19 protein-coding genes and 1 riboswitch are annotated in these 24,455 nt (G+C 68.1%); of the genes, 5 read left to right on the top strand and 14 right to left on the bottom strand.

Features of this window, described 5'->3' with window-relative positions:
• Nucleotides 1-70: 70 nt before the first annotated feature.
• Both WS54_RS03480 and WS54_RS03475 read left to right on the top strand, forming a co-directional pair.
• A complete protein-coding gene (locus tag WS54_RS03480; RefSeq protein ID WP_059784168.1) occupies nt 71-994 on the top strand; it encodes a LysR family transcriptional regulator in 924 nt (307 codons plus the stop codon).
• A 97-nt stretch (nt 995-1,091) separates the two neighbouring features.
• The gene (locus WS54_RS03475; protein ID WP_059784170.1) at nt 1,092-1,493 is read left to right on the top strand and encodes an OsmC family protein; all 402 of its coding nucleotides are present in this window, start codon (nt 1,092-1,094) and stop codon (nt 1,491-1,493) included.
• A 96-nt stretch (nt 1,494-1,589) separates the two neighbouring features.
• Here the strand turns inward: WS54_RS03475 and WS54_RS03470 are convergent, their stop codons facing one another.
• Nucleotides 1,590-2,471, bottom strand: coding sequence for a Dyp-type peroxidase (locus tag WS54_RS03470; RefSeq protein ID WP_059784173.1), 882 nt, complete (start codon nt 2,469-2,471; stop codon nt 1,590-1,592).
• Between the two features lie 485 nt (nt 2,472-2,956).
• On the opposite strand from WS54_RS03470, the gene WS54_RS03460 reads away from it, so the two are divergent.
• Together WS54_RS03460 and WS54_RS03455 are read left to right on the top strand one after the other, a co-directional pair.
• A complete protein-coding gene (locus WS54_RS03460; RefSeq protein ID WP_059784176.1) occupies nt 2,957-4,819 on the top strand; it encodes an ABC transporter ATP-binding protein in 1,863 nt (620 codons plus the stop codon).
• Between the two features lie 211 nt (nt 4,820-5,030).
• Complete coding sequence (locus WS54_RS03455; protein ID WP_059784179.1) at nt 5,031-5,744, top strand: riboflavin synthase; 714 nt, start codon at nt 5,031-5,033, stop codon at nt 5,742-5,744.
• A gap of 72 nt (nt 5,745-5,816) precedes the next feature.
• Here the strand turns inward: WS54_RS03455 and WS54_RS03450 are convergent, their stop codons facing one another.
• Nucleotides 5,817-6,710, bottom strand: a complete 894-nt coding sequence (locus tag WS54_RS03450) for a LysR family transcriptional regulator (RefSeq protein ID WP_059784181.1) — start codon at nt 6,708-6,710, stop codon at nt 5,817-5,819.
• 116 nt (nt 6,711-6,826) lie between these two features.
• Here WS54_RS03450 and WS54_RS03445 point away from each other — a divergent pair, with 116 nt between their 5' ends.
• Entirely contained in the window at nt 6,827-7,840 is a 1,014-nt protein-coding gene (locus WS54_RS03445) for an alcohol dehydrogenase catalytic domain-containing protein (protein WP_059784184.1), read from the top strand.
• 1 nt (nt 7,841) lies between these two features.
• Here WS54_RS03445 and WS54_RS03440 read toward each other — a convergent pair whose 3' ends face one another.
• The 12 genes from WS54_RS03440 to WS54_RS03380 form a co-directional block, all read right to left on the bottom strand.
• Nucleotides 7,842-8,423 carry a hypothetical protein gene (locus WS54_RS03440; protein WP_059784187.1) on the bottom strand — a complete coding sequence of 194 codons (582 nt, stop codon included), beginning with the start codon at nt 8,421-8,423 and terminating at the stop codon, nt 7,842-7,844.
• A gap of 77 nt (nt 8,424-8,500) precedes the next feature.
• Entirely contained in the window at nt 8,501-9,742 is a 1,242-nt protein-coding gene (locus tag WS54_RS03435; RefSeq protein WP_059784191.1) for a voltage-gated chloride channel family protein, read from the bottom strand.
• Between the two features lie 79 nt (nt 9,743-9,821).
• A riboswitch (Fluoride riboswitch) is annotated at nt 9,822-9,927 on the bottom strand.
• A gap of 79 nt (nt 9,928-10,006) precedes the next feature.
• Nucleotides 10,007-11,026: a chemotaxis response regulator protein-glutamate methylesterase gene (locus WS54_RS03430; RefSeq protein WP_034205305.1), complete on the bottom strand. Its 1,020-nt coding sequence runs from the start codon at nt 11,024-11,026 to the stop codon at nt 10,007-10,009.
• Nucleotides 11,023-13,332, bottom strand: coding sequence for a hybrid sensor histidine kinase/response regulator (locus WS54_RS03425; protein WP_059784194.1), 2,310 nt, complete (start codon nt 13,330-13,332; stop codon nt 11,023-11,025). The genes WS54_RS03430 and WS54_RS03425 overlap by 4 nt, the downstream gene beginning before the upstream one ends.
• Complete coding sequence (locus WS54_RS03420) at nt 13,329-14,039, bottom strand: chemotaxis protein CheW (protein ID WP_059784197.1); 711 nt, start codon at nt 14,037-14,039, stop codon at nt 13,329-13,331. The genes WS54_RS03425 and WS54_RS03420 overlap by 4 nt, the downstream gene beginning before the upstream one ends.
• Before the next feature lie 46 nt (nt 14,040-14,085).
• A complete protein-coding gene (locus WS54_RS03415; RefSeq protein WP_059784200.1) occupies nt 14,086-15,522 on the bottom strand; it encodes a CheR family methyltransferase in 1,437 nt (478 codons plus the stop codon).
• The gene (locus WS54_RS03410) at nt 15,519-16,031 is read right to left on the bottom strand and encodes a chemotaxis protein CheW (RefSeq protein WP_059784202.1); all 513 of its coding nucleotides are present in this window, start codon (nt 16,029-16,031) and stop codon (nt 15,519-15,521) included. The genes WS54_RS03415 and WS54_RS03410 overlap by 4 nt, the downstream gene beginning before the upstream one ends.
• Complete coding sequence (locus WS54_RS03405; RefSeq protein WP_059784206.1) at nt 16,028-17,704, bottom strand: methyl-accepting chemotaxis protein; 1,677 nt, start codon at nt 17,702-17,704, stop codon at nt 16,028-16,030. Before WS54_RS03405 ends, WS54_RS03410 begins: the two co-directional genes overlap by 4 nt.
• Before the next feature lie 124 nt (nt 17,705-17,828).
• Nucleotides 17,829-18,962: a hybrid sensor histidine kinase/response regulator gene (locus tag WS54_RS03395; RefSeq protein ID WP_034205311.1), complete on the bottom strand. Its 1,134-nt coding sequence runs from the start codon at nt 18,960-18,962 to the stop codon at nt 17,829-17,831.
• 473 nt (nt 18,963-19,435) lie between these two features.
• Entirely contained in the window at nt 19,436-21,019 is a 1,584-nt protein-coding gene (locus WS54_RS03390; protein ID WP_059784209.1) for a Na+/H+ antiporter, read from the bottom strand.
• Between the two features lie 227 nt (nt 21,020-21,246).
• The gene (locus WS54_RS03385; RefSeq protein WP_059784211.1) at nt 21,247-22,680 is read right to left on the bottom strand and encodes an aldehyde dehydrogenase family protein; all 1,434 of its coding nucleotides are present in this window, start codon (nt 22,678-22,680) and stop codon (nt 21,247-21,249) included.
• 29 nt (nt 22,681-22,709) lie between these two features.
• Nucleotides 22,710-24,350 (bottom strand): acetolactate synthase large subunit, encoded by a 1,641-nt coding sequence (locus tag WS54_RS03380; RefSeq protein WP_034205314.1) that lies wholly within the window; start codon nt 24,348-24,350, stop codon nt 22,710-22,712.
• Nucleotides 24,351-24,455: the final 105 nt, after the last annotated feature.

Genomic DNA, 24,455 nt, shown 5'->3' with positions numbered 1-24,455 from the left:
CCGAGCCGCGCATCCGTTGCCTGCGCATCCTTTAGAATCGATCCGTCCTTCACCACGCCGCCCGCGCTCCGTGCCCGCCGATCACCGTCTCGACCTGAACCTGTTTCGCGTGCTCGACGCCGTCTACGTGCATGGCGGCATCGGCGCGGCCGCCCGCGCGCTGCATCTGACGCAGCCGGCCGTCACGCATGCGCTCAACCGGCTGCGCGCGCATTTCGACGATCCGCTGTTCGTGCGCCAGGGCAATCGCGTCGTGCCGACCGAGCGCACGCGGTCGATCATCGCGGACGTGCAGCGGCACCTGAAGGGCCTGCAAGGCACCGCGCGCGATCCGTCCGCCTTCGATCCCGCGACGCTCGACCTGAGCATCGCGGTCGGCATTCGCGACGTGCTCGAATCCATCGCATTGCCGCGCATCGTCGCCGCGTTCGCCGACGAAGCGCCGGGCCTGCGGCTCGTCAGCCGCCGCATCGCGGTGCCCGACATCGAACGCGAACTGGCGTCGGGCAACCTCGATCTCGTCGTTGATCGCCGCGTGCCGACCGGCGCGCGCATCGCCACCGAACACCTGCTCGACGATTCGCTCGTCGTCGCGATGCGCCGCGATCATCCGCTGGCGCGCGACCCGCTGCGACGCGGCGACTATTTCGCGGCGCAGCATATCGCCGTGTCGTCGCTCGGCGCGCCGCAATCGCTCGACGTCCTGCTCGGCAACGACGGGCGCTTGCGCGACATCCGGCTCACCTGCCAGCACTATTTCGCCGCCTGCCAGATCGCCGCGGCCGGCCATCTGCTCGTCACGCTGCCGCACACCTATGCGCGACGCATGGCCGCGCTGCTGCCGATCGCCGTGCGGCCGCTGCCGCTGCGGCTCAAGCCGTTCCCGCTGCTCGCGTACTGGCACGAATCGCGCGACACCGACCGCGCGCATCGGTGGGTGCGCGAACGCATCGCCGCGCTCGTGCGCAGCAGCGCCGGTATCGCCGACACGTAGCGGCGCGACACGCGCCCACGCGAGCGCGACGGTATGCTGGCGGCTGCGCGCCGCTACACGGCGCCCTCTTTCCTCGATCCGCTACCGGAGATTTGCCATGTCCCTCATCCACGCCGACGCCGTCCTCGATGCCGACGCGCCCGACTACGTCGTCCAGCTGCAGGCCGGCACGCATGCGCTGACCGGCGACGAAGCGCCGCGCGAAGGCGGCCGGGATCGCGGGCCGGCGCCATACGAGTTCGTGCTGGCCGGGCTCGCGCAATGCACGGCCGCGACGCTGCGCATGTACATGCAGCGCAAGACGTGGCCGGCCGCGCGCATCACGGTGCGCACCGAGCTGCATGCCGATCGCGACGGCGTACAGTACGTGCGCCGCGTCGTGACGCTCGACGGTCCGCTCGACGACGCGCAACGCCAGCGTCTCGCGGAAATCTGCGAGAAGACGCCGGTCACGCAGTTCATCAAGCGCGGCACGCGGATCGACACGACGTTGAACTGACGCACGCGGCAGGCCATACGGTCTGCCGCGCGAAAAACGAAACGGGCGGGCCGCGCACCCGGCGCGACCCGCCCGTTCGTCGATCCCGCCCGGCGCTTACAGTCCGAGCGCGGACAGGTCCAGCTTGCCGTCCTTCATCGGCGGGCACCAGAAATACGCGCCCGTCAGCGGCCGCGTGAAGCGGAACAGGCCGTCGACGATCCCGTCTTCCGCGCCGCTCATCCGGCGCATCTGCACGTCGAACGCGCGGAACGAGCAGCCGAACGCGACGAAATAGAGACCCGCGCGGCGCGTGTCCGACCACGGCGACGAACGGCGCAGCATGAACGCCTCGGGCTCGAAGCTCTCTTGCGCGGTGCGCTTCACGTGCGCGAATTCGGGCGCGTCGTCGAGTTCCTCGTTGTCCGAACGGCGACGCCCGATGATGTCATCCATCTCGCCCGACGGAATGCGCTCCATCTGGTCGAAATCGTGCACCCACTGCTGCACCGCGACGAAGCTCGAACCGTCGAGCCCCGCGCCCTGCCCCGTCACGATCGCCGCGGCGATCGCGTCGTCGCCTTCCGGGTTCTCGGTGCCGTCCTCGTAGCCGGACAGGTCGCGATCGTTCGAATAGCGGAAGCCGTCGACGGCGTCCTGCAGCGCGAACGCCGGTGCGAGCGCGCGTTCGATCGCCCGCGCGCGCAGCACGATCTCGCCGCGATCGTCCGAGCGCAGCCAGACCCACACGTCGGCCGGCGTCGCCGGCAGCGTGCGGTCGTTCACCGCGAACGCCGGATAGTCGGTCAGGCCCGGCACCGGATGTCCGAGATAGGCAGCCAGCGCGTGCCCGAAGCCGACGACCGTGTCGCGTCCGTCGACGATCTCGCGCAGCGCGGCCAGCGCCGCGGCGATATTGCCGTCATTCGACATCGTGAAAGTGAGGTATCGCGCTGCCGTATCGATCGGAGCCAGGATGCCTTGCTGAACGTCGCTCATCGTTTCCTCGGGAAGGGTTCGGAGTGGATCCGGGCGGGCGCGCGTCGTCGCGCGCCGCGGACGCCGAAGTGTAATCGATGCGTCCGCCGCGGCCCGTGCCCGCCATCGCGCAACGTACGCGGAAAGGGGCCAAAACCCTGAATACTAACCGTATCGACGCTGCAACGCCGCATTCGTCAGACGTTGCGGCGCGCGCGACACTCCTGATAAAATCGCTGCACGTCTTTTCGGCGTCCTTTCAACCGTTCACTTCAGGGAGGTGCAGATGTTCCGAATGCCAGCAACCTTCCCGAACGTGGTCTCACGGCGCAGTTGATCCAGCCCGCCGTCCGCGCCGGCTCCCGAGTTTTCCGCTGACCCGTCAGCCGCGCTTTTCCCGACAGCCCGTTTCGTTCCGCCCGCGTGTTTCGCGCGGCCCGGCTGTTGCGTTTTCGACGTTCTCCGAACCGGAAAGTCCCGTCGCGCGACGCGCCGGGCAACGATAAATGACCAGAAAAACCTCCCATCTGGGCGGCCATGCATTCCAGGCCGTCTTCGGCTTCACCCTCCGTTACTGGCGCAAGCAGCCGGCGCGCATCGCCGCGGTCGCGAGCCTCGCGCTGCTCGCCGCGCTCGCCGACGTCCTCACGCCGCTGTTCGCCGGCCGCCTCGTCGACGCGCTGTCGAGCGGCCTGACCGACCGCGCCGCCGCGTGGCATTCGGCCCTCGTCGCGTTCGCCACGCTCGCCGCGCTCGGCATCGGCGCGACGGTGCTGCGCCAGGGCGTCTACCTGAACATCATCACGCTCACGCTGAAGATGATGAGCGAGATCGCCGCCGCGTCGTTCCACCGCGTGCAGCGCTTCTCGACCGACTGGCACGCGAACAGCTTCGCGGGCTCGACCGTGCGCAAGATCACGCGCGGCATCTGGGCGCTCGACCTGCTCAACGACACCGTGCTGATCGCGCTGCTGCCGTCGGTCGCGATGCTGGTCGGCGCGACCGTGCTGCTCGGCACGCACTGGCCCGTGATGGGGCTCGTCGTCGGCGCGGGTTCGCTGCTGTACATCGCGGTGACGGTCGCGGTGTCGCTCGGCATCGTCGCGCCTGCCGCCCGGCTCGGCAACCTGTGGGACACGCGCATGGGCGGCGCGCTCGCCGATGCGGTGAGCTGCAACGCGGTGGTCAAGGCGTTCGGCGCGGAAACGCGCGAGGAAGCGCGGCTCGCACGCGTGATCGGCAAGTGGCGGCAGCGCACGCGCCGCACGTGGGTGCGCGGCACGTTCAACGGCGGGTTGCAGGGCGCGATGCTCGTCGCGATGCAGGCCGCGATGATCGGCGTCGCCCTGCGGCTGTGGATGAACGACGAGGCGAGCGTCGGCGACATCGCGTTCGCGCTGACGATGTTCTTCATGCTGCAGGGTTACCTGCGCGACGTCGGCATGCATATCCGCAACCTGCAGCGCTCGGTGAACGACATGGAAGAACTCGTCGCGCTCGAACGCCAGCCGCTCGGCATCGACGATCGCCCCGGCGCGCCGGCCATCCGGATCGGGCAAGGCGAAATCCGCTTCGAGCACGTGACGTTCCGCTACGGCAACCATCCGGTGCCGCTGTACGACGATTTCTCGATGCGGATCGCGCCCGGCGAACGCGTGGGCCTCGTCGGCCATTCGGGATCGGGCAAGACGACGTTCATCAAGCTGATCCAGCGCCTGTACGACGTATCGGGCGGCCGCATCACGATCGACGGCCAGGACATCGCGCAGGTGCGGCAGGATTCGCTGCGCAGCCAGATCGCGATCGTCCAGCAGGAGCCCGTGCTGTTCCACCGCACGCTCGCGGAGAACATCGCGTATGCGCGCCCCGACGCGAGCCGCGCCGACATCGAGCGCGCCGCGCGCCTGGCCAGCGCGCACGACTTCATCGCCGCGCTGCCGGACGGCTATGACACGCTCGTCGGCGAACGCGGGATCAAGCTGTCGGGCGGCGAGCGCCAGCGCGTCGCGATCGCGCGCGCGTTCCTCGCGGATGCGCCGATCCTGATCCTCGACGAAGCGACGTCGAGCCTCGACAGCGAAAGCGAGCTGCTGATCCAGCAGGCGATGGAGCGGCTGATGGTCGGCCGCACGACGCTCGTCGTCGCGCACCGGCTGTCGACCGTGCGCGCGCTCGACCGGCTGCTGGTGCTCGATCGCGGCAAGGTGATCGAGGAAGGCAACCACGACGCGCTGATCCGCATCGACGGCGGCATCTATCGCCGGCTGTTCGAGCGGCAGGCGCTGGAGCTGGCGAAGGGGCTCGCCGATTCGCCGCGACGCACGGCGGATCGCAATGCCGGGCCGCTGGGAGAGCCGGCGGAGGTTTGATGCAGGCGCGTCGCGACCTGGCCCGGCGGCGCGGTCATCGCCGCCGGGGCCACGCGGCGGCAATCGGTTCCGGATCGAGGCCGTGCCATGCGCACGGCCTTTTTTCGTGTCCGCGGCGCTGGCTCGGCGGTGCCGGACCGCGCGCCGCGGCGTGTCCGCCGCCCGGATCACTTATCATGTCGGCCAGGCAATTCGCGACGAAAGGCAGACCATGTTTACAGGCATTGTTCAGGGCGTCGGCACCATCGACGCCATCAAGGATCACGGCGAGCTGAGGACCTTCAGCATCGCATTCCCCGAGCGGTTCACCGACGATATCGAGATCGGCGCGAGCGTGTCGGTCGACGGCGTCTGCCTGACGGTGACGACCATCCATTCGCCGGAGCTGATCGACTTCGACGTGATGTTGCCGAGCCTGCGGATCACGACGCTGGCCGACCTCTCGACCGGCGCGCGCGTCAACGTCGAGCGGGCCGCGAAGGACGGCGCGGAGATCGGCGGGCATCCGCTGTCCGGCCATGTCGATTTCACGGGGACCATCGCGCACATCGCATCGTCCGAGCACAACCGGATGATCCGCATCGGCGTGCCGGCCGAATTCAAGCGCTATGTGTTCGCGAAGGGCTACATCGCGATCAACGGCTGCAGCCTCACCGTGTCGGACGTCGATCGCGACGAAGGCTGGTTCGACGTCTGGCTGATTCCCGAAACGCGCCGCGCGACCACGTTCGATGCGAAGGGCGTCAACGACAAGGTCAACATCGAGATCGAGCGCAGCACCCAGGTCGTCGTCGATACGATCCGGGAATCGGTCAAGGAAACGCTCGGCGAATTGAACGGCGTCGTCACCGCGCTGCTGGCGGAAAAAGGCATCGACATCGAGGAACTGCTGGCGCGCAACGTCGCGCGGCTGCCGAAGCAGTAAAGGTCGATGACCTGCGTGCCACGGTATGTCGCGTGGGTACGCAGGCTTATTCGTCCGTGGCGCTCCGACCGGTCAAGGCTTGCCGTTCTTGAAGGCCGCAACCAGAAATTCGACGAGCACCCGCACCCGCATCGGAAGGCGTCGGCCTGCGGGGTACACGAGATGGATGGGGAAGCGTTCAGGCTGCAACTGCGGCAGCAGGACGCGAACCTTGCCGGATCGAATGTCTTCCTCGAACAACCAGGACGGCGCTTGCGCAATGCCAAGGCCGCATAGAACGGACGCCCGGATGTGTTCGGCGTCGCCCGTCATCAGCGAGCCGTGCGGCACGTAGGAGACGGTTTCCTTTTTGACCTTGAACGCCCACGGTTTCGGCTCGCGATCTTTCGAAAATACCACGCACGCGTGCCGATCGAGGTCGGAAAGTCGCTGTGGCTCGCCACGTGCGGCAACGTAGTCCGAACTGGCGACGAGCAGGAAATCCGCGTCGGTCAGTTTTTTGGCGGTGAGTGACGAATCCATCAACTGCCCGTGCCGGATGCCAAGATCGACGCCATTGCCAACCAGATCGACCAGCCGCTCGGAAACCGATAATTCGACGCTTACGTCCGGGTAGCGCTTGAAGAATTCCGGCAACAACGGGGTAATGCACAGCCGTCCGTGTGCCGGCGCCGTGTTGACCCTGACGACGCCCTTGGGGGCGCGCTGACGGTCGCCCACTGACGCTTCGAGCACGTCAAAATCGTCAATGAGTTGCTTGGCTGACTCGTAGAACGCGAGCCCCGCATCGGTGACGATGACCTTGCGCGACGTGCGCATCAGAAGCTGCGCGCCAAGGTGAGTTTCGAGCGCACCGATTTTCTTGCTGACGGCAGGCTGTCCTATTCCATGTTCGCGCCCCACGGCCGAGAAATTGCCGCATTCGACAAGGCGGACAAACAGCCGAATTGCATCCAGACGATCCATCAGCGGGCTTCCCGGCGATTCCAAAATGGAATTGATGGTATGTCGGAACAGGCCGTTTCGGCAATATCGAAATCGCCGTAGATTCACGGTTGTTCAGCCAACCGACACGACCGACCATGAAAGCACTCAGTGTGACGCCCGACCGCGCACTCGAACTGCGCGACATTCCCACGCCACTCGACGCCGCACCCGAGCATGTGTTGATCGACATGGATGCGTCAGCCATCAACCACGGCGACAAGACGTTCCTCACAAGGCCGGCAGCGGCGGGTCTTGCGTTGCCGTTGAGCGAACACGCTGTCTGGGGCGCATCCGGTGCCGGAAGAGTCGTCTCCGTCGGCGACGGTGTGCCGCAAAAATACCTCGGCAAACAGGTGGCGATTTATCGCTCGCTGGCTCGAAGCCCGCGCAGCGTCGGCTTGTGGTCCGAGCGCGCACACGTGCCCTACAGCACGTGCCTGATTTTGCCCGAGCACGTTTGTGCGCGAGATTATTGCGGCTCGCTCGTGAACGCGATGATGGCTTACGCATTTCTCGACGAAGCCGAAAGGGACGGGCACAAGGGTGTCATCGTGACGGCTGGCAATTCGGCAACGGGCCGTGGGATCGCGGCGCTCGTGCGCGACAGACAACTGCAAGCGATCTTTCTGCTTCGTGGCGACGCCGCGCGCGACACGTTGCGCGCAGCCGGCGTTGAGCACGTGATCGTCACGCGAGAAGGATTCGAGCGCGAGCTTGCTTCGCTCGCGGCGGAACTGAACGCGACAGCCGTTTTTGACGGCGTCGGCGGCGAATTGCTCAGTCACGTGTTGCCGGTGCTGCCGCCGAACCCGACGGTCTACGTGTACGGCTTTCTGGGCGCTGCGTCGCCGGTCGTGATTCCTTCCGTCCTATTCATGTCAAAAAATCTGACGATGAAGCGGTTCAGCAATTTCGACAGCCGCACGGTGAAGGAACCCGACAACCTTGTCCGCGCGCTCGGCAACCTGGAACAGGTGATTGACAATCCGTTGTTCAGAACGAAAATCGGCGACATGTTTCGCCTCGATCAAATCGAAGAGGCGATGCAGTACGAATCGGCCGAGGGCGCCAAGGCGGTGTTGGTGCACGGTGATCGCAGCGACACGTGAGCTAGGTGATCCGCTGGATCACCGAGTAGCGGCTGCCGTCGGAAAACACCTCGATCCACGGTTCCGATTCCTCGAACGTCCAGAGGACGAGATCGAGATCGATCCACTCGTCCCCGTCGTCGGGCCACGGCATGTTCCATCCGCCCGCGACGGCCACCACGCCGCCTGTATAGAGCGGGCATTGCGCCATCCATTCGCGCTCGTAGTCGTGCGCGGCCGCGCCCTTGAAGTTACCGTTGAATCCCCAGTCGCGCTGCCAGCCGAGTGCGTCGAGGTACGCGCCGATCGCGGCGGAGCCGAAGCGGAACACCGCGTCGACCGATGGAAGCGACATCGCGTCGGATCGGCACAGCGGGCGGGCGGAGCGGACAGGTTGCGTGGAAGTCTCCACGCGGCCTGACGTGCCGCCATCGTCGAGATATACGTTCAGCCAGACGCCGTCGCGCTCGACGGAAATGCACAACGCGCCGGCATCAATTCCATGCCAGTAGCCGGTGACGGGTTCGCCGTCGTCCGCGAAGCGGTACTGACGGCACGGCCTCGCAAGCCGCTTCGCTTCGTTCAGAAAATCGTCCGACGTCATTGGATGCCTCTCTTTTCAGCGTCCCGGGTATCGCATCGCACCGCCGCGATCGAACGACATCGACCGCGGCCCCCGCCTCACTCCACCTCCACCCGCGCCCCCTTCCCCACCGCCACGCGCTGCGCGCGATAAATCCCCGCGTGCCCGGAAAACAGATACGCGACGACACAGGCGACGATCGCATAGACGCCGATATCCGCGCCGAACAATTCGATCGCCATGATCGTCGACGCGATCGGCGTGTTCGCCGCGCCCGCGAACACCGCGACGAAGCCGAGCCCCGCGAGCACCGGCACCGGCAGCGCCAGCACCTGGCCGAGCGCATTGCCGAGCGTCGCGCCGATGTAGAACAGCGGCGTCACCTCGCCGCCCTTGAATCCCGACGCAAGCGTGACGACGGTGAACGCGAACTTGCCCGCGAAATCGTAAAGCGGCAGCGGGCCGTGAAACGCGGCCTCGATCGTCGGGATGCCGAGGCCGAGATACTGCGGCACGTTCAGCACGGTCGCGGCCACGGCGACCAGCAGGCCGCCGAGCAACGGCTGCAGCGGCGCATGGCGGATCGCGCGGCGAAACCACGCGGTCAGCGCATGCGTCGCAAACGCGAACAGCCGTCCGACCACGCCGAACGCGATGCCCGCGACGACCGTCACGGCCAGCCCCGTCGCCGATACGGCCGGCACGAACGGAATCGCATAGGCCGTATGATGGACGCCCCACGCACGGCACACGGCGTCCGCGACGATCGCCGACGCGACGCAGGCCAGCAGCGCGTCGTATCGCACGCGCCCGATCGCGAGCACCTCTAGCCCGAACACGGCGCCTGCGAGCGGCGTGCCGAACACCGACGCGAAGCCGGCCGCGATGCCGCCCATCAGCAGCACGCGGCGATGCTCGCGATCGAGACGAAACAGGTGCGTGACGCGATCGGCGAGCGCGCCGCCCATCTGCACGGCCGTGCCCTCGCGGCCGGCCGACCCGCCGAACAGGTGCGTGACGACGGTCGCGACGAGCACGAGCGGCGCCATCCGCTTCGGCACGAGCGCCTTCGGGTCGTGAATCTCGTCGATCAGCAGGTTGTTGCCGCGCGCGACCGACTGGCCGAAGCGATGGTAGATCCAGCCGGTGGCGAAACCGGCGGCCGGCAGCCCCCACAGCAGCCACGGATGCGCGACGCGCGTGCCGGTCGCCCAGTCGAGCGCGATCAGGAACACGGCGGAAGCCGTACCGGCCAGCGTGCCGAGCAGCGCGGAAAGCGCGAGCCAGCGGCACACATAGCGCACGGTCGCGAAAAGATCGGCAGAAGTCGTGAAAAACATGATTTCCAGATTCGACGGAACATCGAAACCTGGGCGGCAGAACGCCGGATGGACGGCCTGCGACCTCCTGACGACCCAGGAACACGCAGGCATCATCAGCCGGGCAAACCGGCGGTTGAGGGCCGCACCGCGCGCGCCACGCGCCGCGAACGACCGCAGGGAGGCATGCCATCTCCGCAGGCCGCGATTGTACGCGACGCCGCGCCAAGCACGCAATGCAGACGCCGGCGCGCCGCGAAACGACGGCGCGTGGCCGGTGCGCCGTCAGTCGCGCGGCGCGAGCGCGATCCGCGCGATCAACTGCGGCGCGATCTGTTCGAGCGGCAGGATCGCCGACGCCGCGCCGATCGCCGCGGCCGCCTTCGGCATCCCGTACACGGCGCTGGTCGCTTCGTCCTGCGCGATCGTATAGCAGCCCTTCGCGCGCATCGCCTTCAGGCCGAGCGCGCCGTCGCGTCCCATGCCCGTCAGCAGCACGCCCAGCGCATCGCCCTGCCAGCCGTCCGCGACGCTGTTGAAGAACACGTCGATCGACGGCCGGTACGGCGTTTCGGCCGGATGCCGCGTATAGCCGAGCACGCCGCGCGGCGACAGCATCAGATGGTCGTTGGTCGCCGCGAGCAGCACCTCGCCCGCTTCCGGCACGCTGCCCTGTCGCGCGACGCGCACCGGCAGCCGCGTATAGCCGTCGAGCCATTCGGCCATGCCGTACGCGAATGCCTGGTCGACGTGCTGGACGATCACGATCGCGGCCGGAAAGTCGGCCGGCAGCGCGCGCAACAGCGCGGTGAGCGCGGTCGGCCCGCCCGCCGACGCACCGATCGCGACGAGCGTCGGCTGTCCGCGCGCCGGCGCCGGCCCCGGCGGCACGAGCGCCGCGGTGCGGCTTTCGAGCAGCCGGCCGATCTGGTCGATCTTCGCGAGCAGCGCCTGCGGCGACGCATCGGTCGACAGCCCGAGCGCGAGCGTCGGCGTGTCGACCGCGTCGAGCGCGCCGGCGCCCATCGCTTCGTACACCGACGACGTGTTCGCGCTGACGCTCGCCGTCACGATCAGGATCGCGCACGGCGCGCGCGCCATGATGCGGCGCGTCGCGGCGACGCCGTCGACCTTCGGCATCACGAGATCCATCAGCACGACGTCGGGCGGATGCGCGACGCAGAAATCCACGGCCTCGTCGCCATCGGTCGCCACCCACAGCACGCGATGGTCCGCGCGCAGCGCGATCACGCGGCGCAGCGCCTCCACGGCCAGCGGCAGATCGTTGACGATGCCGATGTTCATCGGTGCGCGTCCCCGATCAGGTCGTGCACGGCATCGAGCAGCGCCTCGTCGTGGAAGCTGCTCTTCGCGAGATAGTAATCGGCGCCGGCATCGAGCCCGCGCCGGCGATCCTCGTCGCGATCCTTGTACGACACGATCATCACCGGCACGCGCTTGAGCATCGGGTCGCTCTTGATCAGCGTGACGAGTTCGATGCCGTCCATGCGCGGCATGTCGACGTCGGTCACGACGAGATCGAACGCATCGCTGCGCACCGCGTTCCACCCTTCCATCCCGTCGACCGCGACCGTCACGTCGTAGCCGCGCTTTTCCAGCAGCTTGCGTTCGAGCTCGCGCACCGTCAGCGAATCGTCGACGACGAGCACGCGGCGACGCCGGTCGGCGAGCGCGAGCTGCGGATCGCGCGTGAGCCGCGCGAGCTGGCCGCCGCGCACGAGCTTGTCGACCGAGCGGATCAGGTCCTCGACGTCGACGATCAGCACCGGGTCGCCGTTCTCGAGCAACGCGCCGGCCGCGATGTTCTGGATCTTGTTCAGGCGGCTGTCGAGCGGCTGCACCACGAGCATCCGTTCGCCGAGGAAGCGGTCGACCGCGACGCCGTACAGCTCGGGTTCGCCGCCGACGACCACGACCGCGGTGGTGGCGCGCGCGACGTCGGGCTCGCCCGCGTCGAGCAACTGGTGCGCGGCGACGAGGCCCGCGCGCCGGCCGTCGAACGGAAAATGCGGCTGTCCTTCGAGCACGTCGATGTCGTCGTGCTCGAGTTCGAGCGTGCGTCGGACGTGCGCGAGCGGGAACGCATACGGCTCGCCGCCGACCTCGACGAGCAGGCTGCGGATCACCGACAGCGTGAGCGGCAACTGCAGCACGAAGCGCATGCCGGCGCCCGGCTCGTTGAAGATCCGCACCGCGCCGCGCACGCCGCGCACCATCTCCTGCACCGCGTCGAGGCCGACGCCGCGCCCCGATACGTCGGTCACCGCATCGCGCATCGAGAAACCCGGCAGCAGCAGGAATTCGAGCAGTTCGGGATCGGACAACCGCGCGGCCGTCTCGTCGTCGGTCAGGCGTTGGCGCACGACGGCCGCGCGTAGCGCATCCATGTCGACGCCCGGCCCGTCGTCGATCACGCTGACGAGCAGCGAGCCCGCGCTGTGGCGCGCCTCGAGCGTGACGCTCGCCTCGGCCGGCTTGCCGCGCGCTTGACGCGCGTCGGGCGAATCGACGCCGTGGTCGATCGCGTTGCGCAACAGGTGACCGAGCGGCGCGTCGAGCAGATCGAGGATGTCGCGATCGACTTGCGTGCCTTCGCCGACGATCGAGAAACGCACCTGCTTGCCGAGCGAGCGCGCGAGATCGCGGACGATGCGCGGATAGGCGCGCGTCGCGTCGCCGAACGGCCGCATCCGGCATTGCAGCGCCTCGTCGTACAGTTGCTCGGCGATATGCGTGCTGCGCCGCTCGAAGCGGTCGAATTCGTCCATGCGCTCGGCGAGCGAGCGCTGCAGGTCGTTGAGCATGTGCCGCACTTCGTTCATCGACGCGAGCATGCCGGCGTCGAGATCGTCGGCGTACTGCTCGTACATCAGGTCGAGCGAACGGGCCGCGTCGCGCTGCGCGCGCTTCACGCGCAGCATCGATTCGGCGAACGGCTTGAGCCAGCGCGATTCGACCAGCGATTCGCCGGACAGGCTCAACAACCGGTTCAGCGTATCGGCGCGCACGCGGCGCATCGCACCGGCGCCCGCGACGCGGCCGGCCTGGACCGGATCGGGCGCCGTGCCCGACACGGCGAGCGGCGGCATCGCGGCACTCGCCCCGACCGGCTCGTTCGCGGCGCCGTCGTGTTCGCGATACGGCACCAACGACGGCGGCACCGGCGGCGGCACGGCGGCCGGCGCCTGCATCGTTTGCGCGCCGTCGGCGCCCGTCAGCGCCGCCGCGAACCCGTCGATCTCGGTCTGGGACACGGGCTGCCCCTGCGGATCGCCGACGCGCACCAGCAAATCGACGCCGGCCAGCAGCACGTCGACGTGCGTGGCAGTCAGCGCGATCGTGCCGGCCTGCGCGGCGACGAAGCATTCCTCCATCCGCCCGGCGATCTCGACGCCGAGCGGCACGCCGACGATGCGCGCGGCGCCCTTCAGCGAATGCGCGGCGCGCATGCACGCTTCGAGCGCGACGGAATCGGGCTCGCCCGATTCGAGCGCGAGCAGCCGCTCCGACAGCGCCTGGGTCTGCGTGCGCGTCTCCTCGCGATACAGCTCGAGCAGCGACAGGTGGCTCAGGTCGTCATCGCCGCTCATCGCATGCTCCGTGTCACGGCGTCGAACAGACGATCGTCGTCGAGCAGCCCTACCGACTTGCCGCGCCACGACAGCACGCCGCGCGACAGGCCGGCGCTCGCGCGCCCGACCGTGGCAGGCACCGGCACCCAGTCGGAGGCGCCGAAGCGCAGCACGCCCTCGACCTCGTCGACCGGAAACACGACCGGTTCGCCCTGGTGCGCGGCCACCAGCAGCCGCGTGAAACGGCCGTCGTCGCCACTGCCGCTGCCGGTCTTGCCGGCATCCAGGCCGAGCAGCGCACCGATCGAGATCGCGATGCGCAGCGTGCCGCGGATGTTGACCACCCCGCGCACGGCCGAATGGCGGCGATGCGGCAGGGAATGGATCGGGCGCGTGCCGGCGATCTCGCGCAGCACGCCGATCGGCAGCGCGAGCCATTCGTCGGCCACCCGGAACGCGAGCGCCGCATGGCGCGTATCGCCGTCGTCGTCGCGCGCATGCGCGGTGCCGAACGCGCTCATTCGGCGCGTGACGTCCGTCATCTCGGCGACGTCGAGCGGACGCTCGAGCAGCTTCGCCGCGTGACCGGCGTAGACCGGGCAGTTCAGGCAGCGCAGGCAGTCGTTCAGCCGCTCGCACGAGCGGTCGCCGCGCGTGCCGATCCGGTTCCAGCAATCGTCGACGTCGAGCGTCGCGTCGTCAGTGGCAGCGGCGGCGCGGTTCATGAATTCCTCTGGTCATCGCGGTGTCGGTCCCATTCCCGTCGTCGTGTCAGCCGGCCGAACGCCGGGCGCGTTCGAGCAGCCATTGCGCGCCCGCACGATCGCCGCCGACGTCGAGCAGCGTCGCAAGATGCGTCAGCGCCTCGTGATGCGTGGGGCGCAGGTACAACGCCTTCCGGTAGAAGTCGCTCGCCTCCGCGGCGCGCCCACGCGCATCCGCGATCAGTCCGTTCAGGTAGAACGCGTCGGCATGCGGGCCGACGCGCGCCGAGAACTGCGCGAGCACGCGCTCGGCCTCGTCGAACGCACCCGCGTTCGCGAGGGCCTGGGCATCCTCCAGCGTCGGCGCATCCTCCAGCGTCGGCGCGTCGTCGATCGTCGGGGCGATGCCGTCGTAGGCCGGCGCGGCCGCCACGGCGGTTGCCACGGCAAGCTCGGCCCGTGCGTCGATTGCGGCCATCGGCACGGCCGGCGCCGCCGCGAACGGCTGACGCCCGTCGCCGAGCCAGGCGGGCGGCTCCACGGCCGCCGCCGGGTGCAGTGCGGCGAGCGGTGCGACCGTGACGCGCTCCGCGCGCCGGTACGGCGCCGCCGCGGACAGCGGCGCAACCGGCCGGACCGCGCATGCATCGGCCGCCGCCGCGCCGGCCGACTCGCGATGAAACGCGAACGCCAGCGGCACGCGCGCCGAGCGCATCCCGTGCCGCATCGCGACGCCCGTCTCCGCCGGCCCGACGAACAGCATGCCGTCGTCGGCGAGACGCGCGTCGAGCGAGCGGATCACGCGATCCTGCGCATCGCGGTCGAAATAGATCAGCACGTTGCGGCAGAACACGAAGTCGTAGCGGATGCCGTTGTCGGCAACCGGTTCGACGAGGTTCGCGTGACTGAACTGCACGCACGCGCGCACGCGCTCGTCGAGGAGCCAGCCGTCGCGGGTCGGCGTGAAATACCGCGTACGAAACTCCGTCGCCGTTCCGCGAAACGCATTGCGTCCGTAACAGCCGAGCCGCGCCTGCTCGATCGCGCGCGCGCTCAGGTCGATCGCGTCGATCGCGAAGCTGGCCGGCTCGAGCCCCGCATCCAGCAATGCCATCGCCGCCGAATACGGCTCCTCGCCCGTCGAGCACGGCGCGCTCAGCACGCGGATCACGCGGCCCGGCATCGCGGCGAGCCGTTCGGCGGCCTGCCGCGCGAGCGTGGCGAAGGCTTCGCGGTCGCGGAAGAACCACGTCTCCGGGACGACGAACAGCTCGATCAGCGCGCGCCGTTCGTCAGCCGACGCGTTGAGGTGCTGCCAGTACGCGTCGAGCGCTTCCGGCGTCACGGTCGGCCGCGCGGCCGACGGCACGCGCTCGCCGTCCGCCTGCACCGCATGCACGCGATCCGTCAGCGCCCGCATCAGGAAATCGTTGCCGAGCGAATCGGGGTCGATGCCGGTCTCGCGCAGCAGCCAGCCGCGAAATCGCGATTCGGACGCGTTCATGCGGATTCCTCCCCGTGGCCCGACAGGCCGTCGAACAGATACAGGCGGGCAACGTCGTCGATCAGGTCGGACACGGAGATCTGCTGCACGACGCCGTCGGGCGTGTTCGCGACTTGCCCGAGCCAGCGCGTGCGCGCGGTGGAGACGCCGCTGGCGCGGAACGCCGCGCGGTCGATCCGCATCGTCTGCGTCGCACGCTCGACGATCAGGCCGATCGTGCGCTCGCCACCGGCGTGACCGGCGCGATGGCGGACCATCACGAGCCGCGTCGAGCGCAGCGCCTGCGCGCGCCGCCCGAGCGCCAGCATCGGCACGTCGATCACCGGCACCGGCTGGCCGCCGCGCATCAGCAGCCCGGCGATCCAGTCAGGCGCGCCGGGCACCGCCTTCGTGACGGCGAGCGGCAGCACCTCTTCGATGCCGGCCGCGTCGAGCGCATAACGCTCGCCGTCGAGCTCGAACATCAGGAACAGCGCGTGAGCGCCGTGCTGCGGATCGGCGCGCGTCACGCGTCGACCTTGAAGCGCGACACGCTGGTGCGCAACTGGTTCGCGACGAGCGTCAGGTCGTCGATCGCCTGCGACGACTGGCGCAGCGACTCGGCCGTCTGCTGCGCGGCTTCCGACAGCTGCGACAGCGCTTGCGTGATCTGCTCGGCGCCGTTCGCCTGCGTCTGCATCCCTTCGTTGACCATCTGGAAGCGCGGCGCGAGCGTCTGCACCTCGGCGATGATCTGCGACAGCTGCCCGCCGACCTGCTGCACGTCGAGCATCCCGCGGCGCACTTCCTCGGAGAACTTGTCCATCCCCATCACGCCCGCCGACACGGCCGACTGGATCTCCTTCACCGTCTGCTCGATGTCGTAGGTCGCCACCGCCGTCTGGTCGGCCAGGCGGCGGATCTCGGTCGCGACGACCGCGAAGCCGCGGCCGTATTCGCCGGCCTTCTCGGCCTCGATCGCCGCGTTCAGCGACAGCAGGTTGGTCTGGTCGGCCACCTTGGTGATCGTCGCGACCACCTGGTTGATGTTCAGCGCCTTCTCGTTGAGGATCGCGAGCTTCGCGTTCACCGAGCCGGCCGCATCCATCACGCTGCGCATCGTCTCGCCCATCCGCGTGAGCCCGCTCTGGCTCACGCCCGCGAGCGTCGCCGACTGCTCGGCCACGCCGGCCACCTCGTTCATCGTGCGCAGCAGGTCGCGCGACGTCGCGAAGATCTCGCGCGAGGTCGCGCCGATCTCGGTCGTCGTCGCCGCGGTCTCGTTCGCGGTGGCCTGCTGCTCGCGCGACGTCGCGGCGATCTCGGCCACCGACGTCGTCACCTGCATCGACGACTGCTGCGCGCGCGAGACCAGCTCGGTCAACTCGTCGGCCATCCGGTTGAAGCCCGTCTCGAGCGTGCCGAATTCGTCGCGACGACGCAGATCGAGGCGACGCGTCAGGTTGCCGGTGCGCATCACGTCGTGCACCTCGACGAGCCGCGCCATCGGTACGGTGACCGAACGGTACAGCCCGTAGCCGAGCCCGAGCGCGGACAGCAGCACGAACGCCAGCGCGGTCGCGAGCACGATCTCGGTGTCCTGCACCGATTCGCGGATCAGCTTCGCGGATTGCTCGGCGAACTTGCGGTTCTCCTGCACCAGCACGTTCGCGTTGCGCACGACCTCGGTCCACGCGGGCAGCACCTTCGCGTAGGCGGCGACCGCGTCGTCTCGCGACGCTCGGCTCTTCCGCATCGCTTCGTTCAGCAGCGGCACGTAGTGATCGTAGGCGCCGCGGAACGCCGCGAAGCGCTGCCGGTCGTCGTCGCGGAACGTCGTGTTCTGGTAGTCCACCGACAGCGACTCGATGTCCTTCAGCACGTCGGGGATCCTGGCGAGATCGCGCTGCACGGTTTCGGGTTCGGTATCGACGAAGGTCGCCTGCTGCAGCAGCGTGAACGATTCGTTGACCGAGCCGCGCAGCGTCGACGCGAGGTAGACGCCGGGCAGCGAGTCGCGCTCGATGCTGACGGCTTCGGCGTTGATCGCGCGCAGTCGCTCGTACGACACGCCGGCTGTCACCAGCATCAGCACGAACAGCACGCCGAAGCTGAGCAGGATGCGATTGCCGAGCGTCAGCCGGGCAGCGCCGATCGTCGGATGCAGGCTTTCATTGGTCGTGCGGGGCGTCACGGTGGCCATGTTCGTTATGGGCTTTCTAAATTCAGCGTTGAAAAAATCCGCGCCCGCCTGCGCGCCGGGTGGCGCGCCACGAGCGCATCGGGGTCTCGCGGGCGGCGCGGCGCCGGCAGGCCGCGCCGCGACATCACCGCTCCGCTTGCGCCGGCAGCCGAAGCGCGACCATGAAGCCGCGCGCCGTATTGCGCATCAGGATCTGGCCGCGATGCCGCGCCGCCGTCGCGCGGACGAACGCGAGGCCGAGGCCGAAACCGCTGCGCGCCGCGCCGTGCGCGGATTCGAGCTGCACGAACGACTCGGTCGCGGCCGTGCGCTGTTCCGGCGCGATGCCGGCGCCGGCATCCTCGACGCCGATCAGCCAGGCGCCGTCGTCGCCGCTCAGCGTGCAATGTACGTCCATCCCGGTCGGGCCGTACTTCAGCCCGTTGTCGATCAGGTTCGCGACCGCGCGCGTCAGCATCATGCGGTCGCCCATCGTCACGCACTCGGTATCGGGCACGTGCGCGATCACCCGGCAGCCGAGCCCGGCCGCCTTCTCCCACAGCTGGTCGACGGCGTCGAGCACGATCTCGTTGAGACTCACGACCTCGGGCGCGCGGCGCTCGGACTGCGCGCGGGTCAGGTGGATGAAGCCGTCGGCGAGCGCGAGCGCGCGCCGCGCGTGGCCGGCGATGCGCTCCATGATCGCCGGCATGTCGCCGTGTTCGGCCCGGTAGACGTCGAGCAGCGCGAGGATCGACGTCTGCGGCGAGCGCATGTCGTGCGACAGGAAATCGAGCGCCTCGTCGCGCTGCCGCGACATCAGGTACGAATTCGAGTGATAGCGGATGCGCGCGGTCAGCTCCATCGCGTCGGGCAGCTTCACCAGATAGTCGTTCGCGCCGGCGATGAACGCCTCGCGCTTGACGATCGGCTCCTCCTTCGCGGACAGCACGATGATCGGCACGCGTGCGGTGCCGGCGTCCGCGCGCCACGCGCGCACGAGATCGAGGCCGTCGATCTCCGGCATCACGAGATCCTGCAGGATGACCGTCGGCTTCACGTCGCGCGCGACCGCCATCGCCCGATGTGCGTCGGTGCACACGTGCAGGTCGATGTCGTGCTCGCTGCGCAACGCGCGACGGATCACCTCGCCGACGAACGGCTGGTCGTCGACCAGGAGGACCGATAACCCCGATTCGAGGCAATCCGAGGCATTATCACTGCTCGATTCTTTCATAAATACAGTTTCAAACGCCGAATCTCCAATCGATTCTTTCATAGGAGTTGTTTATCCGACTTGGACACTATCTTATATTGGCAGTTGTAAAACCCGCCTGATTTCGCCGATTTGGCCTGTCGGCACTGCCTTGCGGGGCTTCGGACGCCGCTTGTTTCCCCGTCGACGACCGCATTACCTCCGCATTCTTTCTCTCAATAAACATAACCGGCTGATTCTAAATGAAATTAGAACACAGCATCTATCTCCTTCCGGTTTAGTTTTGCCAAATATGCAGAAAGAGACCGAAACAGATAAATCAGATCATTTCCGGATTCGAAAGACGATAACGTTTGCGGGACCGCCGCGACGAGGTTTGCATGCGCTGCAAGGCTCGGCGTCGGTCATATTGAGGGCCGGATTCGAATGCGCCGAATCGGTGGGTGGGAGAGGACAAATCGCGCGACGGGTCGCTCGACCCGCGCGCGTTTCAGGGCCGGCAGAACGCCGACCCGTGCGATTCGTAAGCTGGCCGGCTAGCCGCGCGCGTGCTGCGCGGACACTTCCTGCAGGTCGAGGTCGCGCTCGACCGTGTGCAGCATTTCGTCGTGAATGCGCCCGGAACGATGCAGGCGCAACAGTTCCGCCCGCCCGGCCCTGATCGCGGCCAGCACGACGTCGTAGTGCGCGACGCGGATCTCCGCCGGATACTCGGGCTCGTTCTTCGCGCGCTCGGTCAGCTCGGCCCGATACGTGTATTGCTCCAGCAGGCGCGGGTGAATCACGTTGCCGTTGTCGTCACGCACCAGCGGCTGGATCGCCGCGAGCTGCGCCGCCTCGATATGCGCCCACGTCTGCGGCTCGGTCAGGTGATGCGCGGCGCGCGCCTCGCTCGGCGGCAGACGCAGCAGCCGGATCAGCGGCCCGATCGTCGTGCCCTGCAGCAGCACGGTGACGAGAATCACCGCGAACGACGCGACCAGGATCACGTCGCGGCCGGGCAGCGCCTCGGGCAGCGACAGCGCGATCGCCAGCGTCACCACGCCGCGCATGCCGGCCCAGCTCATGATCGTCGCGGCCTTCCAGTCGGGCGCCTCCACGCGCCGCGCGAGGCCGCGCACCGGCCACTTCAGCGCCTCGACCGCGTAGATCCACACGAAGCGCGACACGATCACCGCCGCCAGCACCGCGAGCACGGGCGGCACCATCGTGCCGAGCACCTGGTCGAAGCCGCCGAGCCGATGGATCGCGCCGCGCAGCGACAGCCCGATCAGCACGAACACCATCGCCTCGAGCAGGAACACGATGACCTGCCAGAACGCGGTGCCGCGCGTGCGCACGGCCGCCGAGAACACCTCGTGCTGATGCCAGCCGACGATCATGCCGGCCGTCACCGTCGCGATCACGCCCGACACCTCGGCCATTTCGCCCGCGATGTACGCGATCCATCCGGCGATCACCGCGACGGTGATCACGAGGTAGTCGTCGTCGAGCAGCTTCAGGAACCACACGACGAGCTTGCCGATCACGAAGCCGACCACCACGCCGCCGAGCCCGAGCTCCGCGAAGCGCACGACCGCGTGCTCGAGGCTGAACGCGCCGGTGAGCGCGGCCGCGACCGCGAAGCGAAACAGCACGAGGCCGGCCGCGTCGTTCAGCAGGCTCTCGCCTTCCAGCAGCACCATCAGCCGGCGCGGCAGCGCGACGCGTTCGAGCACGGCCTTCGCGGCGACCGCGTCGGGCGGCGACACGATCGCGCCGAGCGCGAAGCACGCGGCCCACGGCAGCGCCGGCACCACCCAGTGCACGGCGAAGCCGACCGCGAACGTCGTGAACACGACCGCGCCGATCGCCAGCATCAGAATGCCGCCGACGTTGCGCTTGAATTCTTCCCATACGGAGAAGTACGCACCGTCCATCAACAGCGGCGGCAGGAACACCAGCAGCACCAGCTCGGGATCGAGGTTGATCGGCGGCAGACCGGGGATGAACGCGATGCCGATGCCGCCGATCAGCAGCGCGGCCGCGGGCGGCAGCCGCAGCCGCTTGGCGATGCATTCGAGCGCAACGATCGCGAGGAATGACAACAGAACCAGCTTGAATGCCGAGACGGGGGACATGAATCGACCTCGTGAAGAATGAATTCGCGCTTTCCGGCGTCGTACCCCGGTCGGCAGTTTCGCGCGATTACATCACGAGGCGACGCCCGTAGTCGAGCCTGTTTCCGGCGGCCGCGCAGGGCGCGCGCGGCCCCGTGCCGCTCCACGCGCCGCCATGAAAAACGGCACGCGGGCCGGCCCGATCGCCCGCCCGCGTGCCGTCGCGGCGCCGCGCCGCCTGACGCGCGTCACCGACGCCGCACCACCATGAGCCGCGGCTCGGTCATGTCCTCGATCGCGTAGCGAACGCCTTCGCGGCCGAGGCCCGAATCCTTCACGCCGCCGTACGGCATGTTGTCGACGCGGAACGACGGCACGTCGTTGATCACGACGCCGCCGACCTCCAGTTCGTCCCACGCGCGCTGCGCATGCGTGAGCGAATCGGTGAACACGCCGGCCTGCAGCCCGAAGTCGCTGTCGTTCACGCGTGCCAGCGCGTCGTCGAAGCGGTCGAACTTCTCGAGGATCGCGACCGGGCCGAACGCCTCCTTCCGGTACAGGTCCTGCTCGCGCCCGACGTTTTCCAGCAGCGTCGCCTCGAACATCGCGCCGTCGACCTTGCCGCCCGCGACGATCTTCGCCCCCGCCGCGACGGCCGCGTCCATCCAGCCCGACAGCCGGCGCGACTCGGATTCGGAGATCATCGGGCCGACGAACGTCGACGGATCCTTCGGATCGCCCATCTTCAGCGAACGCGTCTTCGCGATCAGCTTCTCGCGCAACGCGTCGTAAAGGTCGGCATGCACGAGGATCCGCTGCACGCCGATGCAGCTCTGGCCCGACTGGTAGTACGCGCCGAACGCGAGCCGCTCGACCACGTAGTCGAGCCGCTCGCGCTGGTCGGCATCGACGATCGCGGCCGCGTTGCCGCCGAGCTCCAGCACGACTTTCTTCTTGCCGGCCTTCTCCTTCAGCGCCCAGCCGACGGCAGGCGAACCGGTGAACGACAGCAGCTTGAAGCGCTCGTCGGTCGTGAACAGGTCGGCGCCGTCGCGATGCGCGGGCAGCACCGAGAACGCGCCCTTCGGCAGGTCGGTTTCCGCGAGCACCTCGCCGATGATCAGCGCGCCGATCGGCGTGCGGCTCGCCGGCTTCAGCACGAACGGACAGCCGGCCGCGAGCGCGGGCGCGACCTTGTGCGCGGCGAGGTTCAACGGGAAGTTGAACGGCGAGATGAACGAGCACGGGCCGATCGGCACGCGCTTCGTGTAGCCCGTATAGCCCTGCGCACGCGCGGAAATCTCGAGGTTGACGATCTCGCCGTCGATGCGCACCGATTCCTCGGACGCGACGCGGAACGTATCGATCAGCCGCGTGACTTCGCCCTTCGAGTCGTTGATCGGCTTGCCGGCCTCGATGCACAGCGCCTCGGCCAGCTCGTCGAAACGTTCGCGAAACCGCGCGACGCAATGATCGAGCACGGCCTGCCGCTGGTAGGCGGGCATCTCGCGCATCGGCTTCGTGGCGTCGACTGCCGCGGCGATCGCCACATCGATCGCCTTCGCGTCGGCCAGCGCGACGCGCGTGGCGACCTTGCCGCTGAACTTGTCGGTCACCTCCAGATCGGTGTTCGCGTAGACGGCTTCGTTGGCAAGGTAGTACGGATAGGTTTCCTTCAACATGGAACGACTCCTTCCTGTGAACGGGGCATTCAGAGTTGCGCCGAGAGGCGCTTGATCTCGCGGTTCAGCACGCGCTCGTTGTCGGAGTAGTCGATCGGCACGTCGATCACGTGCACGCCCGGCGACGAGAAGCACTCGCGCAGCAACGGCTCGAGATCGTCGGCCGACTCGACGCGATGCCCGTGCGCGCCGTAGCTCTGCGCGTACGACACGAAGTCGGGATTCTTCAGCGTCATCGCGAAATCGGGGAAATTCATGTTCTCCTGCTTCCAGCGGATCATCCCGAACGCATCGTCGCGCAGAATCATCACGACGATGTCGAGCTTCAACCGCACGGCCGTTTCGAGCTCCTGAGAATTCATCATGAAGCCGCCGTCGCCGCACACGGCGATCACCTTGCGCTGCGGATGCACGATCTTCGTCGCGATCGCCGACGGCAGGCCCGCGCCCATCGACGCGAGCGCGTTGTCGAGCAGCAGCGAATTCGGTTCGTGCGCACGCCAGTAGCGCGCGAACCAGATCTTGTACATCCCGTTGTCGAGGCAGACGATGCCGTCGAGCGGCAGCGCGTTGTACAGGTCGTTCACGATCCGCACCGGATACATCGGGAACCGCGGGTCGTGCTGGCCCTTTTCCAGATGCGCGTCGAAATGCGTCTTGATCATCGCGAAGCGCTCGAAATCCCAATGCGGCTGCGGCCTCACCGCTTCCTTCATCTGCCACACCGCGTTCGCGATGTCGCCGACCACCTCGATCTGCGGAAAATAGACGGGGTCGACCTGCGCGCCGAGGAAGTTCACGTGGATCACGGTCTTGTCGTCGGTGCGCATGAAGAACGGCGGTTTCTCGATCACGTCGTGGCCGACGTTGATGATGCAATCCGCATGCTCGATCGCGCGATGCACGAAGTCGCCGTCGGACAGCGTCGCGTTGCCGAGCCACAGCGGATGCGTCTCGTCGATCACGCCCTTGCCCATCTGCGTCGTGAAGAACGGGATGCCCGTCTTGTCGACGAATTCGAGCAGCATCTTGCAGGTGGTCTTGCGGTTGCCGCCCGCGCCGATCATCAGCAGCGGATGGCGCGCGGCCTGGATCGCGTCGACCGCGTGCGCGACCGCCTTCTCCTCCGCCACCGGCCGCCGGCTGTAGCTGCGCGGAATCGGCTTGCCGTCGCCCTCTTCGTGCGCGATGTCTTCGGGCAGCTCGAGGTGCGCGGCACCCGGGCGCTCTTCCTCCGCGCGGCGGAACGCTTCGCGCACGGCCGACGGGATGTTGCCGATCGATACGATTTGCCGCGTGAACTTCGTGAGCGGCTGCATCATATCGACCACGTCGACGATCTGGAAATGGCCCTGCTTGCTGGACTTGATCGGCTTCTGCCCGGTGATCATCAGCATCGGCATCCCGCCGAGTTGCGCATACGCGGCGGCCGTCACGAAGTTCGTCGCGCCCGGCCCGAGCGTCGCGAGACACACGCCAGTGCGGCCCGTGAGGCGGCCGTAGGTGGCGGCCATGAACCCGGCCGCCTGCTCGTGCCGGGTCAGCACGAGCTTGATCTTCGATCGCCTCAGCGATTCGAGCAGATCGAGGTTTTCTTCGCCTGGAATGCCGAACACGTACTCGACGCCTTCGGCTTCCAGCGCCTTCACGAACAGATCCGATGCTTTCATGGGGACTCTCGGTTATGCCGCCTGCCCGGCCTACGGACACGCGGCGTTCAGGACGCGCGCCGGCCTACGGCACGCGGACGCCTCACCTACTGGACACAGACCACG

The organism is Burkholderia sp. NRF60-BP8 (assembly GCF_001522585.2).
In the GTDB taxonomy this organism is placed as follows: domain Bacteria; phylum Pseudomonadota; class Gammaproteobacteria; order Burkholderiales; family Burkholderiaceae; genus Burkholderia.
This window is presented reverse-complemented; position numbering and strand designations above follow the sequence as displayed.

What these genes read in the sequence shown, in the direction of transcription:
- WS54_RS03385 (WP_059784211.1), bottom strand. Translation starts at nt 22,680, where the DNA reads ATGTTGAAGGAAACCTATCCGTACTACCTTGCCAACGAAGCCGTCTAC.
- WS54_RS03450 (WP_059784181.1), bottom strand. Translation starts at nt 6,710, where the DNA reads ATGGATCGTCTGGATGCAATTCGGCTGTTTGTCCGCCTTGTCGAATGC.
- WS54_RS03460 (WP_059784176.1), top strand. Translation starts at nt 2,957, where the DNA reads ATGACCAGAAAAACCTCCCATCTGGGCGGCCATGCATTCCAGGCCGTC.
- WS54_RS03435 (WP_059784191.1), bottom strand. Translation starts at nt 9,742, where the DNA reads ATGTTTTTCACGACTTCTGCCGATCTTTTCGCGACCGTGCGCTATGTG.
- WS54_RS03405 (WP_059784206.1), bottom strand. Translation starts at nt 17,704, where the DNA reads ATGGCCACCGTGACGCCCCGCACGACCAATGAAAGCCTGCATCCGACG.
- WS54_RS03390 (WP_059784209.1), bottom strand. Translation starts at nt 21,019, where the DNA reads ATGTCCCCCGTCTCGGCATTCAAGCTGGTTCTGTTGTCATTCCTCGCG.
- WS54_RS03425 (WP_059784194.1), bottom strand. Translation starts at nt 13,332, where the DNA reads ATGAGCGGCGATGACGACCTGAGCCACCTGTCGCTGCTCGAGCTGTAT.
- WS54_RS03470 (WP_059784173.1), bottom strand. Translation starts at nt 2,471, where the DNA reads ATGAGCGACGTTCAGCAAGGCATCCTGGCTCCGATCGATACGGCAGCG.
- WS54_RS03445 (WP_059784184.1), top strand. Translation starts at nt 6,827, where the DNA reads ATGAAAGCACTCAGTGTGACGCCCGACCGCGCACTCGAACTGCGCGAC.
- WS54_RS03415 (WP_059784200.1), bottom strand. Translation starts at nt 15,522, where the DNA reads ATGAACGCGTCCGAATCGCGATTTCGCGGCTGGCTGCTGCGCGAGACC.
- WS54_RS03455 (WP_059784179.1), top strand. Translation starts at nt 5,031, where the DNA reads ATGTTTACAGGCATTGTTCAGGGCGTCGGCACCATCGACGCCATCAAG.
- WS54_RS03440 (WP_059784187.1), bottom strand. Translation starts at nt 8,423, where the DNA reads ATGACGTCGGACGATTTTCTGAACGAAGCGAAGCGGCTTGCGAGGCCG.
- WS54_RS03420 (WP_059784197.1), bottom strand. Translation starts at nt 14,039, where the DNA reads ATGAACCGCGCCGCCGCTGCCACTGACGACGCGACGCTCGACGTCGAC.
- WS54_RS03380 (WP_034205314.1), bottom strand. Translation starts at nt 24,350, where the DNA reads ATGAAAGCATCGGATCTGTTCGTGAAGGCGCTGGAAGCCGAAGGCGTC.
- WS54_RS03395 (WP_034205311.1), bottom strand. Translation starts at nt 18,962, where the DNA reads ATGAAAGAATCGATTGGAGATTCGGCGTTTGAAACTGTATTTATGAAA.
- WS54_RS03430 (WP_034205305.1), bottom strand. Translation starts at nt 11,026, where the DNA reads ATGAACATCGGCATCGTCAACGATCTGCCGCTGGCCGTGGAGGCGCTG.
- WS54_RS03475 (WP_059784170.1), top strand. Translation starts at nt 1,092, where the DNA reads ATGTCCCTCATCCACGCCGACGCCGTCCTCGATGCCGACGCGCCCGAC.